The sequence below is a fragment of the Williamsia sp. SKLECPSW1 genome (assembly GCF_054332755.1).
The window spans coordinates 601406-620681 of sequence record NZ_JBTGLI010000001.1; the positions used below are offsets into that span (position 1 = coordinate 601406).

The following is a 19276-nucleotide window of genomic DNA, read 5'->3' on the forward strand; positions in this document are numbered from 1 at the left end:
TGCCCGTTACGACCGACTCGGCTGGAACAGGCGCGCGTCGCCGTACATATTTCATGTCGACGCACATCTGTTCAGCTCCGAGCACCGTGCAGATCAGGTCCCCCGACCGGAGGAAATCGTACCCATGTCCGTCGCCCCCCATATGCCGGTCGCGCAGCCTCGTCCCGGGCTGTCGTCGACCGCCCCCGCCTCCCCGAACCCGCATCGCCATCCGACCGCTCTGCGCGTGGTCCCGCCGCTGCCCGCGACGCCCCGGACCGAGGCACCGGCCCCTGCTCCCGAGCGCCCGTCGCTGTCGCGGCGCGAGGTCGAGGTCCTCCTCGCGTGGCTCGCCGCCGAGTCGAAGGCCGAGGCCGCCTCGGCGCTCTACATCACCGCCTCGACGGTGAACACCCACCTGACCCGGATCCGGGCGAAGTACGCCACGGTCGGCCGTCCCGCCCGCTCCAAGGCCAACCTGTTCGCGCGCGCCATCCAGGACGGGTACACCGACCTCGACGACTGGTGACCCGGACACCACCCACACACGACGGACCCCGCCGGTCGAGACCGGCGGGGTCCGTCGTGTGTCGGGGTCGGGACTACTTCGTGACGGGGGTGCCGTTCACCCGCGCCAGGTACTCCGCGCGCTCGGCGTCGTCGTAGCTGAGGAACATCGTGTTCATCCCGGTGAGCTTCCCGAGGGTCCGCTTCAACCCCGGTGCCATGACGGAGTTGGCGTGCACCCATGCCATCGACCGCGGCACCGTGACGTGTCCGGTGGAGCCGAGGATGCTGTTGTGCACCTCGCGGGCCACGTCCTCCGGCCCGACCGTCTGCACGAACTTGTTGGTCGCGATGCCGGAGATCAACGCGGTGCGGGTGAACGTCGGGTTGACGGTCTTGACCCGCACACCCTGCGGTGACAGCTCGACGTCCGCAGCCTCGGAGAACGTGATCACGCCGGCCTTCGCGCCGTTGTAGATCGTCAGACCCGGGACCGGCAGCCGACCCGCGACCGACCCGATGTTGATGACCTGGCCGCCACCCCTGGCGATCATGCGCTTCGCCGCGGCCTGGGTCCCGATGACCACCCCGAGCAGGTCGATGTCGAAGTTGCGCTTGATGACGTTCAGGTCGTAGTTGAGCAGCGGACCGGTCGGCATGATGCCGGCGTTGTTGATGAGGACGTCGATGGGACCGGCGACCTTCTCGACCTCGTCGAGGAACGACTCGAACGAGTCGGGGTCGGTGACGTCGAGGACGAAGCCCTCGTGGCCGAGGTCGGCGGCCGCCTTGCCGACGGCCTCGTCGTCGATGTCGCCGATGACGACGGTCGCGCCGGCATCGCGCAGCGTCTTCGCGGTCTCGAGCCCGATGCCGCGTGCGGCGCCGGTGATGGCGATGGTGAGGCCGCGGACGTCGGCGCGCTCGCCGGCGGAACGGTTGCCGCGCACGCGCGACAGGATCCCGGTTCGGGGGGACATGAGAACTCCTCTGTTGACTGTCGTGTCAGGGGTTGTCGGGGGTGACGGGGGGGTCACCACACCATCGGGGACAGGTGCTTGGCCGCGAACGCGCGGACGTACTCCGGCTCCTGCTTCTCCTCGCTGCCGGGCACCTCGAGCTGGGAGATCACCAATCGCACGATGATCTCTACGGCATCGCTGAGGTCGGGGTCAGGCCGCACCGCGCCGACGCCCCGCAGGGCGCGCACGGTCCGCGCGGTGACGGCGTCGATGAACATCGACGTCACCGACGACGAGGTGATGCCTTTCATCTCCAGGTCGTCGACGACGAGCCGGTGCATCAGCGGGTCCTTGAGGATCAGCTGTGCACCGACGGCGAACGCCTCCGCGATGGCCTCCGCGGGCGTCAGGCCGACGATCGCCTGCTCCATCTGCGCCATCCCGTCCTTGTAGAGCCGGGTGGCCACCGCGACGAGCAGCGACTCCTTGTTCGGGAACCGTCGGTAGAGGGTGCTGCGGGAGACCTCGGCGCGGCGGGCGATCTCGTCGACGGACGCCTTGCGCACACCGACCTCGGTGAACTCCTGCGCCGCGGAGGTCAGGATCGCCTCCTCCTGTGCCTCCGGGTCGTCGGTGTTGCGCGTCTTGCGACTCACAGCTTGCGCAGCGTGACCGGGAAGCCGTCCTTGGGGATCGGCAGGGAGCTGTAGTTCATCGGCAGCTGGTAGTCGTCGGGCACCGACCACTCGTAGTTGCGCAGCAGCTGATGCATGATCGTCTTGATCTCCATCTGGCCGAAGTACAGGCCGATGCACTTGTGCACACCACCGCCGAACGGGTGCCACGCCATGCGGTGCTTCTTGTCCTCGGCGCGGTCGGGCCCGAACCGCTCGGGATCGAAACGCCAGGGATCGCTGTAGATCTCGGGGTCGTAGTGGTCGCTGAGCGCGGTCAGCGACACGAACGTGCCCTTGGGGACGAAGTGGCCCAGCAGCTCGGTGTCCTTCACCGCGGCGCGCGGGTGTGCGGGCACCGGGGTGCACATGCGCAGCGACTCCTTGAGGATGAGATCCAACTCCGTGAGCTTCCCGAGGTCGTCGTAGGTCAGGTCCGAGTCCAGGGCCTGCGACTGCTCACGCGCGCGACGCTGCCACTCCGGCGACTTGGCCATCCGGTAGCACATCTGGGTCATCGTGATCGTCGACGTGTCGTGCGCGGCCATCAGGACGAAGATCATGTGGTTGACGATGTCCTCGTCGGAGAACGTCTTGCCCTCTTCGCTCTCCGCCCGACACAGCACCGAGAACAGATCGTCGGACTCGCTCGCACGCTTGGCCGGGATGTGGGAGTAGAAGAAGTCCTCGAGGATCTTGCGCGAGCGGATCCCCTTGCCCCAGCGGGTCCCCGGGATGGGCTTGCGGATCACCGCGACCCCCGCCTGCACGGTCTCCAGGAACGCCTTGTTGATCCGATCCGCCTCGGCCTTGGGCAGTTCCAGGCCGAGGAACACCTCGAGCGCGACGTCGAGGGTGAGCGCCTTGAACTCGTCGAACAACAGGATCTTCCCGGTGGGGAACGTCTCCATGCGCTGCGCGATCATCGGCTGCATCAGCGCCATGTACTTCTTCAGCACCGCCGGGTTGAAGCCCTGCTGCAGGATCAGGCGGTGGCTGCGGTGTTCGTCGAAGTCGAGCAGCATCACACCGCGGTTGAAGAACGGGCCGATCAGGAACGTCCATGCCGGACCGTTCGCGAACGCCTTGTCCTTGTTCATCAGGACCTGCTCGGTGGCCTCGGGGCCCGACGCGACGACCCAGTCCCGGCCGAACATCTTCAGCCCCGAGATGCGGCCGTACTCGGCGAGCCGCTTGCGCTGGAACCCGAAGGGGTCGTGCCGCATCTGCAGCACGGCCAGCACCCCGTTCTTCTTCTGCAGCGGGACCTCTTTGAGATCGCTGTCGGTCGGAACGCGGAACGCTGTCGCCGTCATCTCATGCACCTCCATTGGAACAGATGCCAAGAATCGTATCTTTGGAGGCGCTCGGTGTCTACCAGGTCACACCTGCGACCACTCCGCGGCTGGATGGCCCGCGGCGAGAAGTGCCTGGACGCGGGCCAGTCGTTCCCGCCACCAGCGGGTGCGATCGGCGTCGGCGAGCGGCAGGTCGTCGTCGGGTTCGACGGCCCGCGGCCGCACCCGGCCGTCCGCGGGGACGAACGGCGCGGCGACGTCGCGGGTGAACATGGTCCCCGTCCCGAGGCCACACGCCAGGAGATCTCCTGGCAGGGCCGCCGCGCACGCGACGCCCGCGGACATGCCGACGGCGGAGTCGAGTGCGCTGGAGACCACCACGTCGAGATCGATGTCTGCGGCGATGGAGAGGACCCGGCGCATCCCGCCGAGCGGGGCCACCTTCACCACGGCCACGTCCGCGGCACCGGCCCGCACCGCGCGGAGGGGGTCCTCGGCGCGGCGGATGCTCTCGTCGGCGGCGATCGGGGTCCGCACTGCCGCCCGCACCCGGGCGAGCTCCTCGACGGTGGCACAGGGTTGTTCGGCGTACTGGAGGTCGCCGAGGGCCCGCAGTGCCGAGATCGCTTCCGCGACCGACCATTTGCCGTTGGCGTCGACACGCACGTTCGGGATGCGCTCGCGGACCGCGTCGACGCGCTGCATCTCGTCGTCGAGGGTGTCACCGGGTTCGGCGACCTTCACCTTGGCGGTCGTCGCCCCGGGGAACCGGTCGAGGATCGCCGCGACGTCGGCGGCGGGGACCGCCGGGACGGTCGCGTTGACCTCGACGTCGTCGCGCACCGCCGGCGGCGGACCCGTCCACGCGGCCTCGATCCCCGCGGCCAGCCACCACGCCGCCTCGGCGTCGTCGTATTCGACGAAGGGGCCGAACTCACCCCACCCGGCGGGGCCACGGAACACCATCACCTCGCGGGCGGTGACACCGCGGAACCGCTCTCGCATCGGCAGGGAGACGACCTGCGCGGAAGCCAGGATGTCGTCGACGCTCGGGATGCTCACCGCCCCACCGTGGCACAGATCCGGAGCAGTTCGTGTCGCCAGGCGACACGGACTGCTACCGATCGAACGCGAGTCGCATCTCGAACTCGGTGTTCGCCGGATACGCCGGGTTCTGCACGGTCGCGCCCGTGGGTGCGAAGCCGAATCCCTCGTAGAGGCGTCGCGCGCGGTCGTTGAACTCGCCGACGTGGAGCATCGCCGAGTGCGCGTGCTGCGCGGACCACGCGAGGAGGTGCGTCATCAGCTCCGACGCGACGCCGGAACGACGTGCGTCGGGTGCGACGTGGACGCTGTAGATCCAGGCGGAGTCGCCCTCGACGAGTGCGCGCATCGTGCCGATCCACCGGGTGACGTCGAGCGCCGCGAGCGCCACGCCGTCGGGGTCGCGATGACGGTCGAGCAGCGTCCGCCAGGACTCGTCGGGGCGCGCCGCGATGTCCTCCGGGGTCGCGCCGAACGCATACGGCGACTCGGTGACACCGGCGATCCGGAACGCGCGGTACTCCGCCCAGTCGTCGCCCGTCAGCCGCCTGATCTCCACGGGTGGGAACCGTAGGGCCGCGCTCACCCCGCCGTCGACAGGATTTCCCGTGGTGCATGACGATGGCTGGTGTGATCACCGAACACGCACTGCTGCCCGTCGACCCCGATCGCGCCGATGAGTTCGAGGCCGCGTTCGACGAGGCGCGGGCGATCATCGCGAGCTCGCCCGGGTTCGACGCGCTCGAGCTGCTGCGGTCGATCGAGTCCCCCGGCACCTACCTGCTGCTCGTCCGATGGGAGTCGGTCGAGGCACACACCGACGGGTTCCGCGGATCAGCGGGATACCAGCGATGGAAGGACCTGCTGCACCGCTTCTACGACCCGTTCCCGACCGTCGAACACTTCGCCCCGATCACGCAGGCGTAGCGATCCTTCCCGCTGAGCGGGAAGACCTGCGACGGATCGTGGTCAGCGGACGCCGGTGAGCGGGAGTTCGTCGGCGCGGGGGTCGTGCACGACGGCGTCGGCGGCGAGGTCCTTGTCCCCGAACGTCCGCACGGGCCGCGGCGCGTCGGTGCGGACGGCGTCCCACCCGGGATCGCCGGTCGTCGCGAAACGCACCCAGGCCGAATGCATCTCGTCGGCCAGGCCGTCGGGAGGGGTGGCGCCGACCATCGCCGACGACTGCGCGACCGTGTCGAACACGAACGGCAGTTCCAGCGCGTGGGCCGACCGCAGATCCCGCACCTCGGTCGGCCAGGCGAATTCGTACTGCCACGCCGACGCCTCGCCCCCCTCTGCGACGGCGTCGACGATGTCGGCGGTTCCCGACCGGAACGCGTGGTCGGTGAGTGCGGCGCAGAGCACGTCACCGGGCGTCGCGCCGGGACGATTCGCCCGATAGGTCTCCGCCGCCGCGGGATCCAGCCCGAACCGCGCGAAGGCCGCCGGCAGGATCTCATCGGTGATCGACCCGGCGACGCCGGACGGTACGAGGAAGAACCGGAACTCGTCGCGGGTGGTCCCGGCGAGGACGTCGACACCGGCACCGGCGCCCGCGCGCAGGGCGTCGATCGGCAGCGCCTCGAGGACGGTCCCGTCGACGGTCGGGAACAGTGCCATGAGCCCCAGTCCACGGGCCAGGACGGTGCGTCCCCACCGCGCCGGACTGCCGTCGGACATCAGCGCGACCGCCTGGTCGGATTGCGCCGCGAGCAGCGTCGCGTCGTCGAGTCGGGCGACCCCGGACACCGTCGGGGGCAGGCTGAACCGCTCCGTGAAGTCGGCGGTCACCAGCCGTGCGTCGGCCACCTCGGCGGCGGCGACCCCGTTGCCGCTCTGGATGATCGCCCGCGCGAACAGACCAGTCGCCACCGGCGACGCGAGCAGCGCCGCGATGCTCATCCCGCCGGCCGACTCGCCGAACACCGTCACACGATCGGGATCCCCACCGAATGCCGCGATGTTGTCCTGCACCCACCGCAGAGCGGCCACCTGGTCGAGCAGACCGCGGTTGTCCGGCGCTCCGGGCAGGCTGAGGAAGCCCAGCGCACCCAGCCGGTAGTTGATGCCGACCATCACGACGCCGTCGCGGGCGAAGGCCGACCCGTCGTAGGTCGCGATGCTGTGGGCGCCTCGCACGAACGCCCCGCCGTGGATCCACACCATCACCGGCAGGCCCCGGGCGCCCGGGTCGGGCGTCCACACCGACAGGTTCAACGACTCGTCGCCGGGCGAGACCGCCGACGGCAGCAGCTCCGAGAACGGCGCGGCGTACGGAGTCTGCGGCGGGGTCGGCCCGTGGGCGGTCGCGTCGCGGTCCCCGTCCCACGGCTCGACCGCGGCCGGCGCCGCGAACCTCGCCGCACCGACCAGGGGTGCCGCGTAGGGGATGTTCAGGAAGGAATGGACGGTGGTGTCCCCCATCGACACCCGCCGTCCTCGCACCGTCCCCGCAGCCGTCGTCACCCGCACGTCGTCGTGCTCATCGCTCATGGGACCAGCCTGCCACGCCCTGCGCCGAGGGCGATGCGGGTGCAGCTTCTTTAGTTTGCGCAGCATTCTTTCGGTGGCCACCGGACGGCAATCCCCCGTCGTTAGCGTCCGCCGCAGGGGGACGACGGGGGTCACGAGAGGAATCACGACCGATGTCCACCACCACCCGCTCCGCCGTGCCCCACAGACGGCTCGTCGCCGCTCTGCTCGGCGCCGTCGCCGCACTCGTCACCGTCCTCGCCGCCGGACCGGCGGGTGCGACACCTCCCGACATCCCGTCGGTCTCGACGGCCCGCACCATGCTCGCGGGGCTGACCGTCGCGACGGAGGGGTCGATGTCGGGCTACTCCCGTGACCTGTTCCCGCACTGGATCGCCCAGTCGGGGACGTGCGACACCCGCGAGACCGTGCTGAAGCGCGACGGCAGCGGCGTCACGACCGGTGGCGACTGCTACCCCACCGCCGGGCGCTGGTACTCCCCCTACGACGGCGTGACCCTCACCGCGGCGTCCGGCGTCGACATCGATCACGTCGTACCGCTGGCCGAGGCGTGGCGCTCCGGCGCAGCGTCGTGGACGACGTCGCGTCGTCAGGCGTTCGCCAACGACCTGCAGCACTCCCAGCTCATCGCGGTGTCGGCGAGCTCGAACCGATCGAAGGGCGATCAGGATCCGTCGACCTGGCAACCGACGGTCACGTCGTACCGGTGCACCTACGCCCGCATGTGGATCGGATCGAAGAGCGCGTGGGATCTGACCCTGCAGTCGTCGGAGAAGAGCGCCCTGACCGCCGCGCTGAATGCCTGCTGAGGAGGATCGACCCATGGCCGAACTGTCCACCGTCACCACCGTCACCCCCGGCGCCGTCATGACCGACGAGGTCGGGGTGATCACCGGCTCGGTCGAGATCGTCTGCGCCTGCGACGATTCCGCGCACGCCACCGTCCGCGTCCGATACTCCGGCGCCGACGAGTGGTACCGCGTCAGCGAGCTCGACCGTGATCTCCCCACGCCCGACGACCTCGCGTCGTTCCATCGACAGGTCGTCGACCGCTTCACCGCCCCCGCCGACTGACCGACCCGACAGACGACGAACGCCCGATCCCCTCGCGGGGATCGGGCGTTCGGTGTGACTCGGTGAGTCAGATCAACGAGCTGAGATCACTTGTTGATCTTGGTGACGCGGCCGGCACCGACGGTGCGGCCACCCTCGCGGATGGCGAAGCGCAGGCCCTCGTCCATGGCGACCGGCTGGATGAGCTTGACGCTCATCTCGGTGTTGTCGCCCGGCATGACCATCTCGGTGCCCTCGGGGAGGGTCACGACGCCGGTCACGTCCGTGGTGCGGAAGTAGAACTGCGGACGGTAGTTGTTGAAGAACGGGGTGTGACGACCACCCTCGTCCTTCGACAGGATGTACGCCTGGCCCTCGAACTCCGTGTGCGGGGTCGTGGTGCCCGGCTTCACGATGACCTGGCCACGCTCCACGTCCTCACGCTTGAGGCCGCGCAGCAGCAGACCGGCGTTGTCGCCCGCCTGCGCCGAGTCGAGGAGCTTGTGGAACATCTCGATACCGGTGACGGTGGTCTTGGTCGACTTCTCGCGGATGCCGACGATCTCCACGTCCTCGTTCACGTTGATCTCGCCGCGCTCCACACGACCGGTGACGACGGTGCCACGACCGGTGATGGTGAAGACGTCCTCGACGGGCATCAGGAACGGCTTCTCGGTCTCACGGACCGGGTCCGGCACCGACTCGTCGACGGCGTTCATGAGCTCGGCGATCGACTCGGCCCACTTCTCGTCGCCCTCGAGGGCCTTGAGAGCGGAGACCTTGACGACCGGCGCCTCCTCGTCGAAGTCCTGGGCGGCCAGCAGTTCGCGGACCTCCATCTCGACGAGCTCGATGATCTCGTCGTCGTCGACCATGTCGGCCTTGTTCAGCGCGACCAGGATGTAGGGCACGCCGACCTGACGGGCGAGCAGCACGTGCTCACGCGTCTGGGGCATCGGACCGTCGGTGGCCGCCACGACCAGGATCGCGCCGTCCATCTGGGCGGCACCGGTGATCATGTTCTTGATGTAGTCGGCGTGACCGGGGGCGTCGACGTGCGCGTAGTGACGCTTCTCGGTCTGGTACTCGACGTGGGAGATGTTGATCGTGATACCACGAGCCTTCTCCTCCGGCGCCTTGTCGATCTGGTCGAACGCAAAGCTCTGGTTGAGCTCCGGGTACTTGTCGTGCAGGACCTTGGTGATGGCCGCGGTCAGCGTGGTCTTGCCGTGGTCGACGTGACCGATGGTGCCGATGTTCACGTGCGGCTTGGTCCGCTCGAACTTCGCCTTGCCCACTTGTGTGTCCTCCTGGACTGTTGCTCCCACCGGGGGGATCCCGGTGAGGGACTGGGATTTTCTCTTACGTTGGTCGCCGTGGTGCGTAGACCACCCCGGCAGCGGTGATTACTCGCCCGTTGCCTTGGCGATGATCTCCTTCGACACGTTCGCCGGAACCTCGGCGTACGAGTCGAACACCATGGAGTAGTTCGCTCGGCCCTGGGTCTTCGACCGGAGGTCTCCGATGTAGCCGAACATCTCCGACAGCGGGACCAGTGCCTTCACGACACGGGCACCGCTGCGCTCCTCCATGGCCTGGATCTGGCCACGGCGGGAGTTGAGGTCGCCGATCACGTCGCCCATGTAGTCCTCGGGCGTGATGACCTCGACAGCCATGAGGGGCTCGAGGATGACGGGCCCCGCCATCCGCGCGGCCTCCTTGAGCGCCTGCGAGCCGGCGATCTTGAACGCCATCTCCGAGGAGTCGACGTCGTGGTACGCGCCGTCGAGCAGGGTGAGCTTCAGGTTCACCAGCGGGTAGCCGGCGAGCACGCCGTACTGCATGGCGTCCTGCGCACCTGCGTCGACCGACGGGATGTACTCGCGCGGCACGCGGCCACCGGTCACCTCGTTGGCGAACTCGTACGTCGCGCCGTCCTCGGCGTCGGTGAGCGGCTCGAGCTTGACGATGACCTTCGCGAACTGGCCGGAGCCACCCGTCTGCTTCTTGTGGGTGAACTCGTGCTTCTCGACGGTCTTGCGGATCGTCTCGCGGTAGGCCACCTGCGGCTTGCCGACGTTGGCCTCGACCTTGAACTCGCGCTTCATGCGGTCCACGAGGATGTCGAGGTGGAGCTCGCCCATGCCGCCGATGACGGTCTGGCCGGTGTCCTCGTCGAGCTTGACCGAGAAGGTCGGGTCCTCTTCGGCGAGCTTCTGGATCGCGGTGCCCAGCTTCTCCTGGTCGGACTTGGTCTTCGGCTCGATCGAGACCTGGATGACCGGGTCCGGGAAGCTCATCGACTCCAGGATCACCTGATCCTGCGGATCGCACAGGGTGTCACCGGTGGTGGTGTCCTTCAGTCCGATCACGGCGTAGATGTGCCCGGCGGAGGCGGTCGGGACCGCGTTCTCCTTGTTCGAGTGCATCTGGAAGAGCTTGCCGAGACGCTCCTTCTTGCCCTTGGTCGAGTTGATGACCTGGGCACCGGAGTCGACCTTGCCCGAGTACACCCGGACGTAGGTCAGCTTGCCGAAGAAGGGGTGCGAGGCGATCTTGAACGCCAGCGCCGCGAACGGCTCGTCCGACGACGGACGACGGGTGAGGATCTTCTCCTCGTCGCCGACCGCGTGGCCCTGCACCGACTCGACGTCCAGCGGGGACGGCAGGTAGTCGATGACGGCGTCGAGCATGGGCTGCACGCCCTTGTTCTTGAACGCCGAGCCACACAGCACCGGGTAGATCTCCGAGGCCACCGTCATCTTGCGGATGGCGCCCTTGATCTCCTCGATCGACAGCTCCTCGCCGCCGAAGAACTTCTCGAGCAGCTCCTCGTCGGACTCGGCGACGGCCTCGAGCAGTTCCTGGCGGTACTGCTCGGCGCGCTCGGCCAGGTCGGCCGGGATGTCCTGGACGTCGTACTTCTCGCCCAGCTTGGTCTCACCGGACCAGACCTTGGCCTTCATCTCGACCAGGTCGACGATGCCCTCGAAGTCGTTCTCGGCACCGATCGGCAGCTGGATCACCAGCGGACGCGCACCGAGGCGGTCCTTGATGGTCTGCACCGTGAAGTAGAAGTCGGCGCCGAGCTTGTCCATCTTGTTGACGAAGCAGATACGCGGCACGTCGTACTTGTCGGCCTGACGCCACACCTGCTCCGACTGGGGCTCGACGCCCTCCTTGCCGTCGAACACCGCGACAGCGCCGTCGAGGACGCGTAGCGAACGCTCGACCTCGACGGTGAAGTCGACGTGGCCCGGGGTGTCGATGATGTTGATCTGGTTGTCGTTCCAGAAACACGTGGTGGCGGCGGAGGTGATCGTGATGCCACGCTCCTGCTCCTGCTCCATCCAGTCCATGGTGGCCGCGCCGTCATGGACCTCACCGATCTTGTACGAGATACCGGTGTAGAAGAGGATGCGCTCGGTCGTCGTGGTCTTGCCGGCATCGATGTGGGCCATGATGCCGATGTTGCGGACCTTGTTCAGGTCGGTCAGCACGTCCTGTGCCACGTCTGTTCCTCGCTCTTTCGCGTTGAGGGGGTAGGTGATCGGTCCGCGGGCGGGCTGCGACGCCCGCCCGCGGACCGTGTCAGATCACCAGCGGTAGTGCGCGAACGCCCGGTTGGCCTCGGCCATCTTGTGGGTGTCCTCACGACGCTTCACCGCGGCACCGAGGCCGTTGCTGGCGTCGAGCAGTTCGTTGGCCAGGCGCTCGACCATCGTCTTCTCACGACGCTGGCGGCTGAAGGTCACGAGCCAGCGCAGCGCCAGGGTGTTGGCACGGTTGGGCTTGACCTCGACGGGCACCTGGTAGGTGGCGCCACCGACACGACGGCTCTTCACCTCGAGGGCGGGGCGCACGTTGTCGAGCGCGCGCTTGAGGGTGATGACCGGATCGGTACCGGTCTTCTCCCGCGCCTGCTCGAGGGCCTGGTAGACGATGCGCTCGGCGGTCGACTTCTTGCCGTCGAGAAGGATCTTGTTCACCAGCTGGGTGACCAGCGGCGACCCGTAGACCGGGTCGTTGATGAGCGGACGCTTCGGAGCGGGTCCCTTACGTGGCATCAGCCCTTCTCCTTCTTCGCGCCGTAGCGGCTGCGGGCCTGCTTGCGACCCTTCACACCCTGGGTGTCGAGCGATCCACGGATCACCTTGTAGCGGACACCGGGCAGGTCCTTCACACGACCGCCGCGCACGAGCACCATCGAGTGCTCCTGCAGGTTGTGGCCCTCACCGGGGATGTAGGCGGTGACCTCGACCGAGCTGGTCAGGCGAACACGCGCGACCTTGCGCAGCGCGGAGTTCGGCTTCTTCGGAGTCGTGGTGTAGACGCGGGTGCAGACCCCGCGACGCTGCGGGCTGCCCTTGAGGGCTGCCGTCTTCTGCTTGGCAGCCTTGTCATGGCGGCCCTTGCGGACCAGCTGGTTGATCGTTGGCACTGAGAATTCATCCTCTGTTCGGCAGTGTTCGTCGTTCTCTGTGGTTGGTGCTCCGGGCAATCTCGACCCGACGTCGTCGGACCGTGACTCCACAGATCGCCCCACCAGGCCCGAAGGCTCTGGTCAGTCGTTGTTTTCTCACCCCGTTGTCGGGCGTGTCGAACGCGCCTACGACCGGGTGTCACCGCAGCCCGGGGCACACCCCCGCCACCGGAGGATCTCCGGGGACGAACGTGGGCACGCGGCCTGGTCCGGCCTGCGCCGGACACCAGCGCTCAACTCTACCGACCGTGTTTGACGCGGTCAAAATGCTGGACACCGGCGACCGGACGGACACCGGCGCGCACGCGGTGGTCAGGGGTGGAACGTACGGGACCGTCGCGGTGTTCCCTCGTGGGAGGTGGTGTCACCACCGATGGCGAAGACCGACGCGGACACGGGGGATCCAGGTGAGTGAGACGGTCGTCCTGACCCGTCCGGATCGGGCGGCGACTCCGCCCGGACGCCGCGATGCGACCTGGCTGGTCGCCGTGTCCGCAGCGTTGTGGGGCCTCGACGGATTGCTGCGCAAGCCATTGGCGAGCGACCTCGCCGCGGGCACGGTGGTGCTGTGGGAGCACATCATCCCGATCGTCGTGCTGGCGCCGTTCCTGCCGTCGGCCGTCCGGGCGTTCCTCCGCCTGGGTCTGCGCGACAAGGCCGCGGTGATCCTCATCGGCGTGGGCGCCTCCGCGGTGGCGACCGCGTTGTTCACCCGTGCCTTCACCATCGCCGGCCGGGACGGCGACTTCATCACCCCGCTGGTCCTGCAGAAGCTGCAGCCCGTGATGGCGATCGCGCTCGCCGTGATCCTGCTCGGCGAACGCCTCCGACCGCGATACGCCCTCTATGTGGTCCCCGCCCTCGTCGGCACCTGGTTGCTCGCGTTCGCCGACCCCCTGCACCTGCGGGTGACCGAGGTGGAACCCGCACTGCTCGCGCTCGGCGCCGCCGCGCTGTGGGCCGCCGGCACCGTGCTGGGCCGTCTGGTGTCGCCGTCGGTGAGCCCGCGCGAGCTCACGACGCTGCGCCTGGGCTTCGGCACGATCGGCGCGTTCGCCGTCGTCGGCGTGACGGGGGCACCGGTTCTGCCGGCCTGGGGCGACGCCGTCGGCCTCGTCCTCCTGGCTCTCATCCCCGGCCTGCTGGCCCTGGCGCTGTACTACCGCGCGCTGCAGTCCACGCCGGCATCCCGGGCGACGCTGGCCGAACTCGCGTTCCCGGCGACCGCCGCGACGGTCGGCGCCCTGCTCCTCGGGACGTCGCTGACGTGGTCGCAGTGGACCGGCCTGGCGGTGGTGGCCGCGACCGTCACCGCGATGGGTGTGCGGGAGGCTCGCGCCTCCGGTCGACGCCGGACCGGATCCGGCGTGAGGCCATAAACTCGCGGGACGACCCGGCGAACGAGAGGCCCGTGATGCCCGCACCCACCGACGCCGAGCACTTCGATCTCGGCGACATCACCCTGCAGAGCGGGTTCACCCTCCGCGGGGCCACCCTCGCCTACAAGACATACGGCACGCTCGCCCCCGACAAGTCCAACGTCGTCGTCTATCCCACCTGGTACTCAGGCTGGCACACCGACAACGAATGGCTCATCGGCCCGGGCCGCGCACTGGACCCCGCCGAGCGCTTCGTGATCGTGCCGAACATGCTCGGCAACGGACTGTCCAGCTCACCGTCGAACACCCCGTCGCCGTACGACGGGCCGCGGTTCCCGGCCGTCACCTTCCACGACCAGGTGGAGGCCCAGTACCGGCTGGTCACCGAGAAGTTCGGCATCTCCTCGATCTCCCTCGTCACCGGCTGGTCGATGGGGGCCGGGCAGACCTATCAGTGGGCCGTCAGCCATCCGGAGATGGTGCAGCGCGCGGCACCCTTCTGCGGATCGAGCATCACCGCGCCGCACAACAAGGTGTTCCTGGAGTCGCTGATCGTCGCCCTGAGCGCGGACGCGGCGTTCGCCGACGGCGACTACGACCCGGCGAGGTTGCCGGTGAAGGGCTTGCGCGCGTTCGCACGGGTCTACTCCGGTTGGGGGTACTCCCAGGCGTTCTACTGGCAGGAGACGTGGCGGGAACTGGGGTTCACCTCCCTCGACGACTTCCTCTACGGGTTCTGGGAGAACTTCTTCCGCGACGGTCGTGATCCGAACAACCTGATCGCGATGCTCCGGACCTGGCACAGCGGGAACGTCGGGAACACACCCGGTTTCGACGGCGACGAGACCGCGGCGCTCGCGTCCATACGGTGTCCGTTGCTCGCCATGCCCGCCGAGAAGGACCTGTACTTCCCGCCCGAGGACGAACAGTGGGCGAGCCAGTACATCGAGCAGGGCGAGGTGAGGGTGATCCCCGGCGTGTGGGGTCACTTCGCCGGGGGTGGCGCGAACCCCGTCGACACGGAGTTCATCGACGCCGGGCTGCGGGAGTTGCTCGCACGCCCCGGGTACACGCCGAGCTGACCCGACCTCCGCGACGGGTCGACGCAGGGCGGACCACCCCCACCTGTTAGTGCAGCTAACCTTCTCCCATGCGCGTCGTCTTCTCGTCCCTCGGCTCCTACGGCCACCTGCTGCCGCTCGTCCCGCTGGCCCGCGCGTGCGGTGAGGCGGGGCACGAGGTGGTCTTCGCGACGACAGCCACGATGGGTGCCGTGCTCGCGGCCGCCGGCATCGCCGACGAACCCGTCGGGATCACGATCCACGACGCGTTCGCCCGCCTCGGGATCGCCGACGTCCCGCCCGAGGACCGCGCCCGCATCCCCCACATCGGGGAGACGATCGGGCGGGCGTTCGGCGAGGTACTGCCCGACGCGTACCGGACCGATCTGCTGGGCCTCATCGACCGCGACCGTCCCGATCTCGTCGTCGCCGAGGCCGGCAACATCGGCGCGATGCAGGCCGCTGCCCGGGCGGGGGTGCCCTGTGTCCGACACGGCATCGGGCGCGGCCTCACCTTCGGCGTCGCCGCCGAAGAAGTCCCCCACCTCGACGTGTACCCGCCGTCGATGCAGGACCGGGAGGTGCTCGACCTGCCCGGCTACCGACCCCTGCGGCCGGTCGCGCACGCCGACGGGGGCGACCTGCCGGCGATCGTCGGTCGACGCACCGGCCTGCCGCTCGTGGTCATCACGTTGGGAACCGAGTTCTCCAGTGCCCGAGTGCTCGAGACGGCGATCCGTGCCGTCGACACCGGGGACCGTCGGGTCGTCGTGGCGGCCGGGCCCGCGGTCGACGTCGCAGCGTTGACCGTGCGCTCGGATCTGGTCGAGGTGGCCGCATGGGTGCCGCAGGCGGAGGTCGTCGCCCGCGCCGACCTCGTCGTGCACCACGGCGGGGCGGGAACGACGCTGGGGACCTGTGCAGCCGGCGTCCCGCACCTGGTGCTCCCGCAGGGAGCCGACCAGTTCCGCAACGCCGAGGCCGTCGTCGCACGCGGCGTCGGGGATCAGATCCTCCCGGCCGAGGCGTCCGCGACGAGGATCGCCGACGCTGTGGCACGCCTGCTGCCTCGCGACTCCGCCGCGCGGACGGCCTGCACGGGGGTGGCCGCCGAGATCGCCGCCATGCCCTCCCCCGCCGATGTCGCCGCCGACCTGCCCGGCCTGGTCGCCTCGGCGGTCGGCTGAGGGCGTCGAAAACCGCTGGCGGCGCGACGGCTCGGCGGTGAGACTCGTCGTCGATGACGCCCGTGTTCGCGCGCGCTGCCGCGGCCCCCGCCCTGGCCGCGGCGTACGACCGACTCATCGGACCCGGACGGTGGATCCAGCGCGTCGAGCTCGGTGTCGTCCCGATCCGGTTCCCGCTCGACCGTGAGTCGAGCGCCGCGGGGGCTCTCGACGACCCCGCCCGCCCCGAGGTGCTCGCCACCGGTGACGCGGGCGACGTGTTCCTGTGTCACCCGTTCCTGATCCACGCCGCGCAGGTGAACCGCGCCGGACGTCCACGCTTCATGAGCCAACCGGGGATCATGCTGCGCGAGCAGTTCGACCTCGGTGATCCGACGTCGCCGGTCGAGCGCGCGATCGTCGACGCCCTCGGCCGGGAAGCACCCGGGACCAGGAGGCGTTGACGACGGGATGAAGCGTGAGCATCTCGTCCCCGGCCCGGACCACCCCATCACCGTCGAACCGACACCCGGACACGTCACGGTCCGTGTGGGCGACACGGTGATCGCCGAGACCGACGCCGCGCAGACCCTGCGCGAGGCGCGCTACGACGCCGTGCAGTACGTCCCGCTCGACGCCGTCGACCCGGCAGCGCTGCGCACCTCGGAGTCGACGTCCTACTGCCCCTACAAGGGTGAGGCGTCGTACTTCGATCTCGCGGTCGGATCCGACACCGCCACCGACGCGGTGTGGACCTACACCGACCCCTTCCCCGCGGTCGCCGAGATCAAGGGCCACGTCGCGTTCTACCCGGACCGGGTCGACATCACCGTCGACTGAGACCAGCACCCGCGGGTGGGCTGGCAGACACCTGTCCAGACAGAAGTCTTGACATCGATGGCCCACAGTGGTGCCGTGGAGGTGTGACCTACGACACGATCGTCCGCGGGGGCCTCTGGTTCGACGGGACAGGGGCACCACCCGCCATCCGCGACCTCGGTGTCCGTGACGGCATCGTCGCCGAGGTCAGCGTCGGACCCCTCGACACCACCGAGTGTCCGCAGGTGATCGACGCCGACGGACGGTGGGTCATCCCCGGGATGGTCGACATCCACACGCACTACGACATCGAGGTGCTCGACGCCCCCGGCCTGTCGGAGTCCTTGCGACACGGCGTGACGACCGTCCTGCTGGGGTCCTGTTCGCTGTCGACGGTCCACGTCGACGGCACCGACGCCGGCGACCTGTTCGGCCGGGTCGAGGCGATACCGCGCGACCACGTCATCGCCGCCGTCGATCGGAACAAGTCGTGGCGCTGCTGCGAGCAGTACATCGGGGCGCTCGAGGCGCGGCCCCTGGGCCCGAACATCGCCGCGTTCCTGGGGCATTCGGACATGCGCGCCGCGGCGATGGGGCTCGATCGCGCGACCCGGTCCGACACCCGACCCACCCGCGCGGAACTCGCGCAGATGGAGCGGTGGCTCGCCGATGCGCTCGACGCCGGTTTCGTCGGTCTGTCGTCGCAGCAACTGCTGTTCGACAAGCTCGACGGCGAGACCTGCCGGTCACGCACGCTCCCGTCGACCTACGCCCGCCCCCGGGAACTGCGCCGGCTGAAGGATCTCGTCCGCGCGACCGGGCGGGTGCTGCAGTCGGGCCCGGACATCACCCACCCGTGGAACGTCGTCTCCCAGGCCCTGCAGTCGCTGGGCATCGGTCGGCCGCGGTTGAAGACCAGCCTCCTGTCGGCCGCGGACATCAAGGCCGACCCGAGGGCCGTGCGGATCATGGGACCGCTCGCCGCACTGGTGAACCGCTTCGGCGGTGACTTCCGCTGGCAGCATCTGCCCGTCCCGTTCGAGGTGTACGCCGACGGCATCGACCTCGTCATCTTCGAGGAGTTCGGCAGCGGCGCAGCGGCATTGCATCTCCGCGACGACGTCGCCCGCGACGGGCTCATCCGCGACGAGGGGTACCGGCGCCGGTTACGCACGGACTACGAGAAGAAGTACGGCCCGCGCGTCTGGCACCGCGACCTGTTCGACGCCGAGATCGTCGCCTGCCCCGACGAGTCCGTCGTCGGGATGAGTTTCGGCGACGTCGGTCGCAGCCGCGGGGGACTGCACCCCGTCGACGCGTTCCTCGACCTCGTCGTCGAACACGGCCGAGACCTGCGGTGGCGCACCACGATCTCCAACCACCGCCCCGAGATCCTCCGTCAGATGGCGCGGGAACCCGGCATCCAGATGGGCTTCTCCGACGCGGGAGCGCACCTGCGCAACATGGCGTTCTACAACTTCGGACTGCGTCTGCTGCGGCACGTCCGCGACGAACAGCGGGCAGGACGAGAGTTCCTGAGCACCGAGGCAGCCGTCCACCGTCTCACCGGAGAACTCGCCGACTTCTACGACATCGACGCCGGCCACCTGCGGCCCGGCGACCGCGCCGATCTCGTCGTCCTCGATCCCGCGGCGCTCGACGACCGACTCGAGGAGTACCACGAGAGCCCCGTCGAGGCGTTCGGTGGACTGCCACGAATGGTCAACCGCAACGACGGCGTCGTCGACGCCGTGCTCGTGGGTGGTCGGACCGTGGTGCGCGACGGATGCCCCACCGACGTCGTCGGGACCACGCGCACCGGACAGTTCCTGCGGTCGGGACAGCGCACCCCCGCGATGGGTCCGACACAGGCGGTCGCCGGTGCCGTCTGAGGTGCACGACGCCGTCGTCGGCCTGTGGTCGGCACTCTCGGATCGCGACTGGGACGGTGTCGCAGCACATCTCGCCGAGAACTGCATCTACGTCGACATGCCCGTCGGACCCACCCTCGCCGCCCGGGGACCGCAGGACATCGTCGCACGTCTCCAGGTGGGCATCGCGCCGTTGGCGGCCTATCGGAACCATCCCGGGACGATCGTCTCCGACGATGAGATCGTCATGTACGAGCACTCGGAGTCCTGGGCGTGGGCCACCGGTGAGACGGCGGAGTTGCCGTTCGTCTCGGTGCACCGCGTCCGCGACGGCAAGGTCGCGCTGTGGAAGGACTACTGGGACTTCGGCGGACTGGCGAACACCGCGCCGCCGACCTGGCTCGAGGACCTCGCCCAGGCGGACACGTCCTGGATCTTCGACGCCACCGGTCTCATCTGACGGGGTCGCCCACCCCGGCGCCGA

At 69.1% G+C, this 19276-nt stretch carries 21 protein-coding genes; 11 read left to right on the forward strand and 10 right to left on the reverse strand.

Annotated elements, in window-relative coordinates:
- The first annotated feature begins 124 nt into the window (after positions 1-124).
- A complete protein-coding gene (locus ACXVUM_RS02625) occupies positions 125-508 on the forward strand; it encodes a helix-turn-helix transcriptional regulator (protein ID WP_458520319.1) in 384 nt (127 codons plus the stop codon).
- Between the two features lie 73 nt (positions 509-581).
- On the opposite strand, the gene ACXVUM_RS02630 is transcribed toward ACXVUM_RS02625, so the two are convergent.
- From ACXVUM_RS02630 to ACXVUM_RS02650, 5 genes are all read right to left on the reverse strand, one after another.
- Positions 582-1466, reverse strand: coding sequence for an SDR family NAD(P)-dependent oxidoreductase (locus ACXVUM_RS02630; RefSeq protein ID WP_458520320.1), 885 nt, complete (start codon positions 1464-1466; stop codon positions 582-584).
- Positions 1467-1519: 53 nt separating this feature from the next.
- Positions 1520-2104: a TetR/AcrR family transcriptional regulator gene (locus tag ACXVUM_RS02635; protein ID WP_458520321.1), complete on the reverse strand. Its 585-nt coding sequence runs from the start codon at positions 2102-2104 to the stop codon at positions 1520-1522.
- On the reverse strand, positions 2101-3438 hold the full coding sequence (locus ACXVUM_RS02640; protein WP_458520322.1) for a cytochrome P450: 1338 nt from the start codon (positions 3436-3438) through the stop codon (positions 2101-2103). The genes ACXVUM_RS02635 and ACXVUM_RS02640 overlap by 4 nt, the downstream gene beginning before the upstream one ends.
- Before the next feature lie 66 nt (positions 3439-3504).
- Positions 3505-4482 (reverse strand): o-succinylbenzoate synthase, encoded by a 978-nt coding sequence (locus tag ACXVUM_RS02645; protein WP_458520323.1) that lies wholly within the window; start codon positions 4480-4482, stop codon positions 3505-3507.
- Positions 4483-4537: 55 nt separating this feature from the next.
- On the reverse strand, positions 4538-5023 hold the full coding sequence (locus ACXVUM_RS02650; protein WP_458520324.1) for a GNAT family N-acetyltransferase: 486 nt from the start codon (positions 5021-5023) through the stop codon (positions 4538-4540).
- Positions 5024-5094: 71 nt separating this feature from the next.
- Here ACXVUM_RS02650 and ACXVUM_RS02655 point away from each other — a divergent pair, with 71 nt between their 5' ends.
- Complete coding sequence (locus tag ACXVUM_RS02655) at positions 5095-5391, forward strand: antibiotic biosynthesis monooxygenase family protein (RefSeq protein WP_458522762.1); 297 nt, start codon at positions 5095-5097, stop codon at positions 5389-5391.
- Between the two features lie 42 nt (positions 5392-5433).
- On the opposite strand, the gene ACXVUM_RS02660 is transcribed toward ACXVUM_RS02655, so the two are convergent.
- Complete coding sequence (locus ACXVUM_RS02660) at positions 5434-6960, reverse strand: carboxylesterase/lipase family protein (RefSeq protein ID WP_458520325.1); 1527 nt, start codon at positions 6958-6960, stop codon at positions 5434-5436.
- Between the two features lie 152 nt (positions 6961-7112).
- On the opposite strand from ACXVUM_RS02660, the gene ACXVUM_RS02665 reads away from it, so the two are divergent.
- Positions 7113-7769 (forward strand): HNH endonuclease family protein, encoded by a 657-nt coding sequence (locus ACXVUM_RS02665; protein ID WP_458520326.1) that lies wholly within the window; start codon positions 7113-7115, stop codon positions 7767-7769.
- Positions 7770-7782: 13 nt separating this feature from the next.
- The gene (locus ACXVUM_RS02670; protein ID WP_458520327.1) at positions 7783-8034 is read left to right on the forward strand and encodes a hypothetical protein; all 252 of its coding nucleotides are present in this window, start codon (positions 7783-7785) and stop codon (positions 8032-8034) included.
- Between the two features lie 86 nt (positions 8035-8120).
- On the opposite strand, the gene tuf is transcribed toward ACXVUM_RS02670, so the two are convergent.
- The 4 genes from tuf to rpsL all read right to left on the reverse strand — a co-directional run bounded on the left by tuf (position 8121) and on the right by rpsL (position 12454).
- A complete protein-coding gene (gene tuf, locus ACXVUM_RS02675; RefSeq protein ID WP_458520328.1) occupies positions 8121-9311 on the reverse strand; it encodes an elongation factor Tu in 1191 nt (396 codons plus the stop codon).
- 108 nt (positions 9312-9419) lie between these two features.
- On the reverse strand, positions 9420-11525 hold the full coding sequence (fusA, locus tag ACXVUM_RS02680; RefSeq protein WP_458520329.1) for an elongation factor G: 2106 nt from the start codon (positions 11523-11525) through the stop codon (positions 9420-9422).
- 84 nt (positions 11526-11609) lie between these two features.
- Positions 11610-12080 (reverse strand): 30S ribosomal protein S7, encoded by a 471-nt coding sequence (rpsG, locus tag ACXVUM_RS02685; protein ID WP_299571695.1) that lies wholly within the window; start codon positions 12078-12080, stop codon positions 11610-11612.
- The gene (gene rpsL / locus ACXVUM_RS02690; RefSeq protein WP_458520330.1) at positions 12080-12454 is read right to left on the reverse strand and encodes a 30S ribosomal protein S12; all 375 of its coding nucleotides are present in this window, start codon (positions 12452-12454) and stop codon (positions 12080-12082) included. Before rpsL ends, rpsG begins: the two co-directional genes overlap by 1 nt.
- Positions 12455-12903: 449 nt before the next feature.
- Here rpsL and ACXVUM_RS02695 point away from each other — a divergent pair, with 449 nt between their 5' ends.
- The 7 genes from ACXVUM_RS02695 (at position 12904) to ACXVUM_RS02725 (ending at position 19252) form a co-directional block, all read left to right on the forward strand.
- Complete coding sequence (locus ACXVUM_RS02695) at positions 12904-13875, forward strand: DMT family transporter (protein WP_458520331.1); 972 nt, start codon at positions 12904-12906, stop codon at positions 13873-13875.
- A 35-nt stretch (positions 13876-13910) separates the two neighbouring features.
- Positions 13911-14957 (forward strand): alpha/beta fold hydrolase, encoded by a 1047-nt coding sequence (locus ACXVUM_RS02700; RefSeq protein WP_458520332.1) that lies wholly within the window; start codon positions 13911-13913, stop codon positions 14955-14957.
- Between the two features lie 68 nt (positions 14958-15025).
- Positions 15026-16123: a glycosyltransferase gene (locus ACXVUM_RS02705; RefSeq protein WP_458520333.1), complete on the forward strand. Its 1098-nt coding sequence runs from the start codon at positions 15026-15028 to the stop codon at positions 16121-16123.
- Between the two features lie 53 nt (positions 16124-16176).
- Positions 16177-16566 carry a hypothetical protein gene (locus ACXVUM_RS02710; RefSeq protein WP_458520334.1) on the forward strand — a complete coding sequence of 130 codons (390 nt, stop codon included), beginning with the start codon at positions 16177-16179 and terminating at the stop codon, positions 16564-16566.
- A 7-nt stretch (positions 16567-16573) separates the two neighbouring features.
- On the forward strand, positions 16574-16942 hold the full coding sequence (locus ACXVUM_RS02715) for a DUF427 domain-containing protein (RefSeq protein ID WP_458520335.1): 369 nt from the start codon (positions 16574-16576) through the stop codon (positions 16940-16942).
- A gap of 83 nt (positions 16943-17025) precedes the next feature.
- Entirely contained in the window at positions 17026-18813 is a 1788-nt protein-coding gene (locus ACXVUM_RS02720; protein WP_458520336.1) for an N-acyl-D-amino-acid deacylase family protein, read from the forward strand.
- A complete protein-coding gene (locus tag ACXVUM_RS02725; protein WP_458520337.1) occupies positions 18803-19252 on the forward strand; it encodes a nuclear transport factor 2 family protein in 450 nt (149 codons plus the stop codon). The genes ACXVUM_RS02720 and ACXVUM_RS02725 overlap by 11 nt, the downstream gene beginning before the upstream one ends.
- The last annotated feature ends 24 nt before the right edge of the window (positions 19253-19276 follow it).

What these genes read in the sequence shown, in the direction of transcription:
- ACXVUM_RS02640 (WP_458520322.1), bottom strand. Translation starts at nt 3,438, where the DNA reads ATGACGGCGACAGCGTTCCGCGTTCCGACCGACAGCGATCTCAAAGAG.
- ACXVUM_RS02715 (WP_458520335.1), top strand. Translation starts at nt 16,574, where the DNA reads ATGAAGCGTGAGCATCTCGTCCCCGGCCCGGACCACCCCATCACCGTC.
- rpsG (WP_299571695.1), bottom strand. Translation starts at nt 12,080, where the DNA reads ATGCCACGTAAGGGACCCGCTCCGAAGCGTCCGCTCATCAACGACCCG.
- ACXVUM_RS02660 (WP_458520325.1), bottom strand. Translation starts at nt 6,960, where the DNA reads ATGAGCGATGAGCACGACGACGTGCGGGTGACGACGGCTGCGGGGACG.
- ACXVUM_RS02670 (WP_458520327.1), top strand. Translation starts at nt 7,783, where the DNA reads ATGGCCGAACTGTCCACCGTCACCACCGTCACCCCCGGCGCCGTCATG.
- ACXVUM_RS02665 (WP_458520326.1), top strand. Translation starts at nt 7,113, where the DNA reads ATGTCCACCACCACCCGCTCCGCCGTGCCCCACAGACGGCTCGTCGCC.
- ACXVUM_RS02700 (WP_458520332.1), top strand. Translation starts at nt 13,911, where the DNA reads ATGCCCGCACCCACCGACGCCGAGCACTTCGATCTCGGCGACATCACC.
- ACXVUM_RS02705 (WP_458520333.1), top strand. Translation starts at nt 15,026, where the DNA reads ATGCGCGTCGTCTTCTCGTCCCTCGGCTCCTACGGCCACCTGCTGCCG.
- ACXVUM_RS02630 (WP_458520320.1), bottom strand. Translation starts at nt 1,466, where the DNA reads ATGTCCCCCCGAACCGGGATCCTGTCGCGCGTGCGCGGCAACCGTTCC.
- ACXVUM_RS02710 (WP_458520334.1), top strand. Translation starts at nt 16,177, where the DNA reads ATGACGCCCGTGTTCGCGCGCGCTGCCGCGGCCCCCGCCCTGGCCGCG.
- ACXVUM_RS02625 (WP_458520319.1), top strand. Translation starts at nt 125, where the DNA reads ATGTCCGTCGCCCCCCATATGCCGGTCGCGCAGCCTCGTCCCGGGCTG.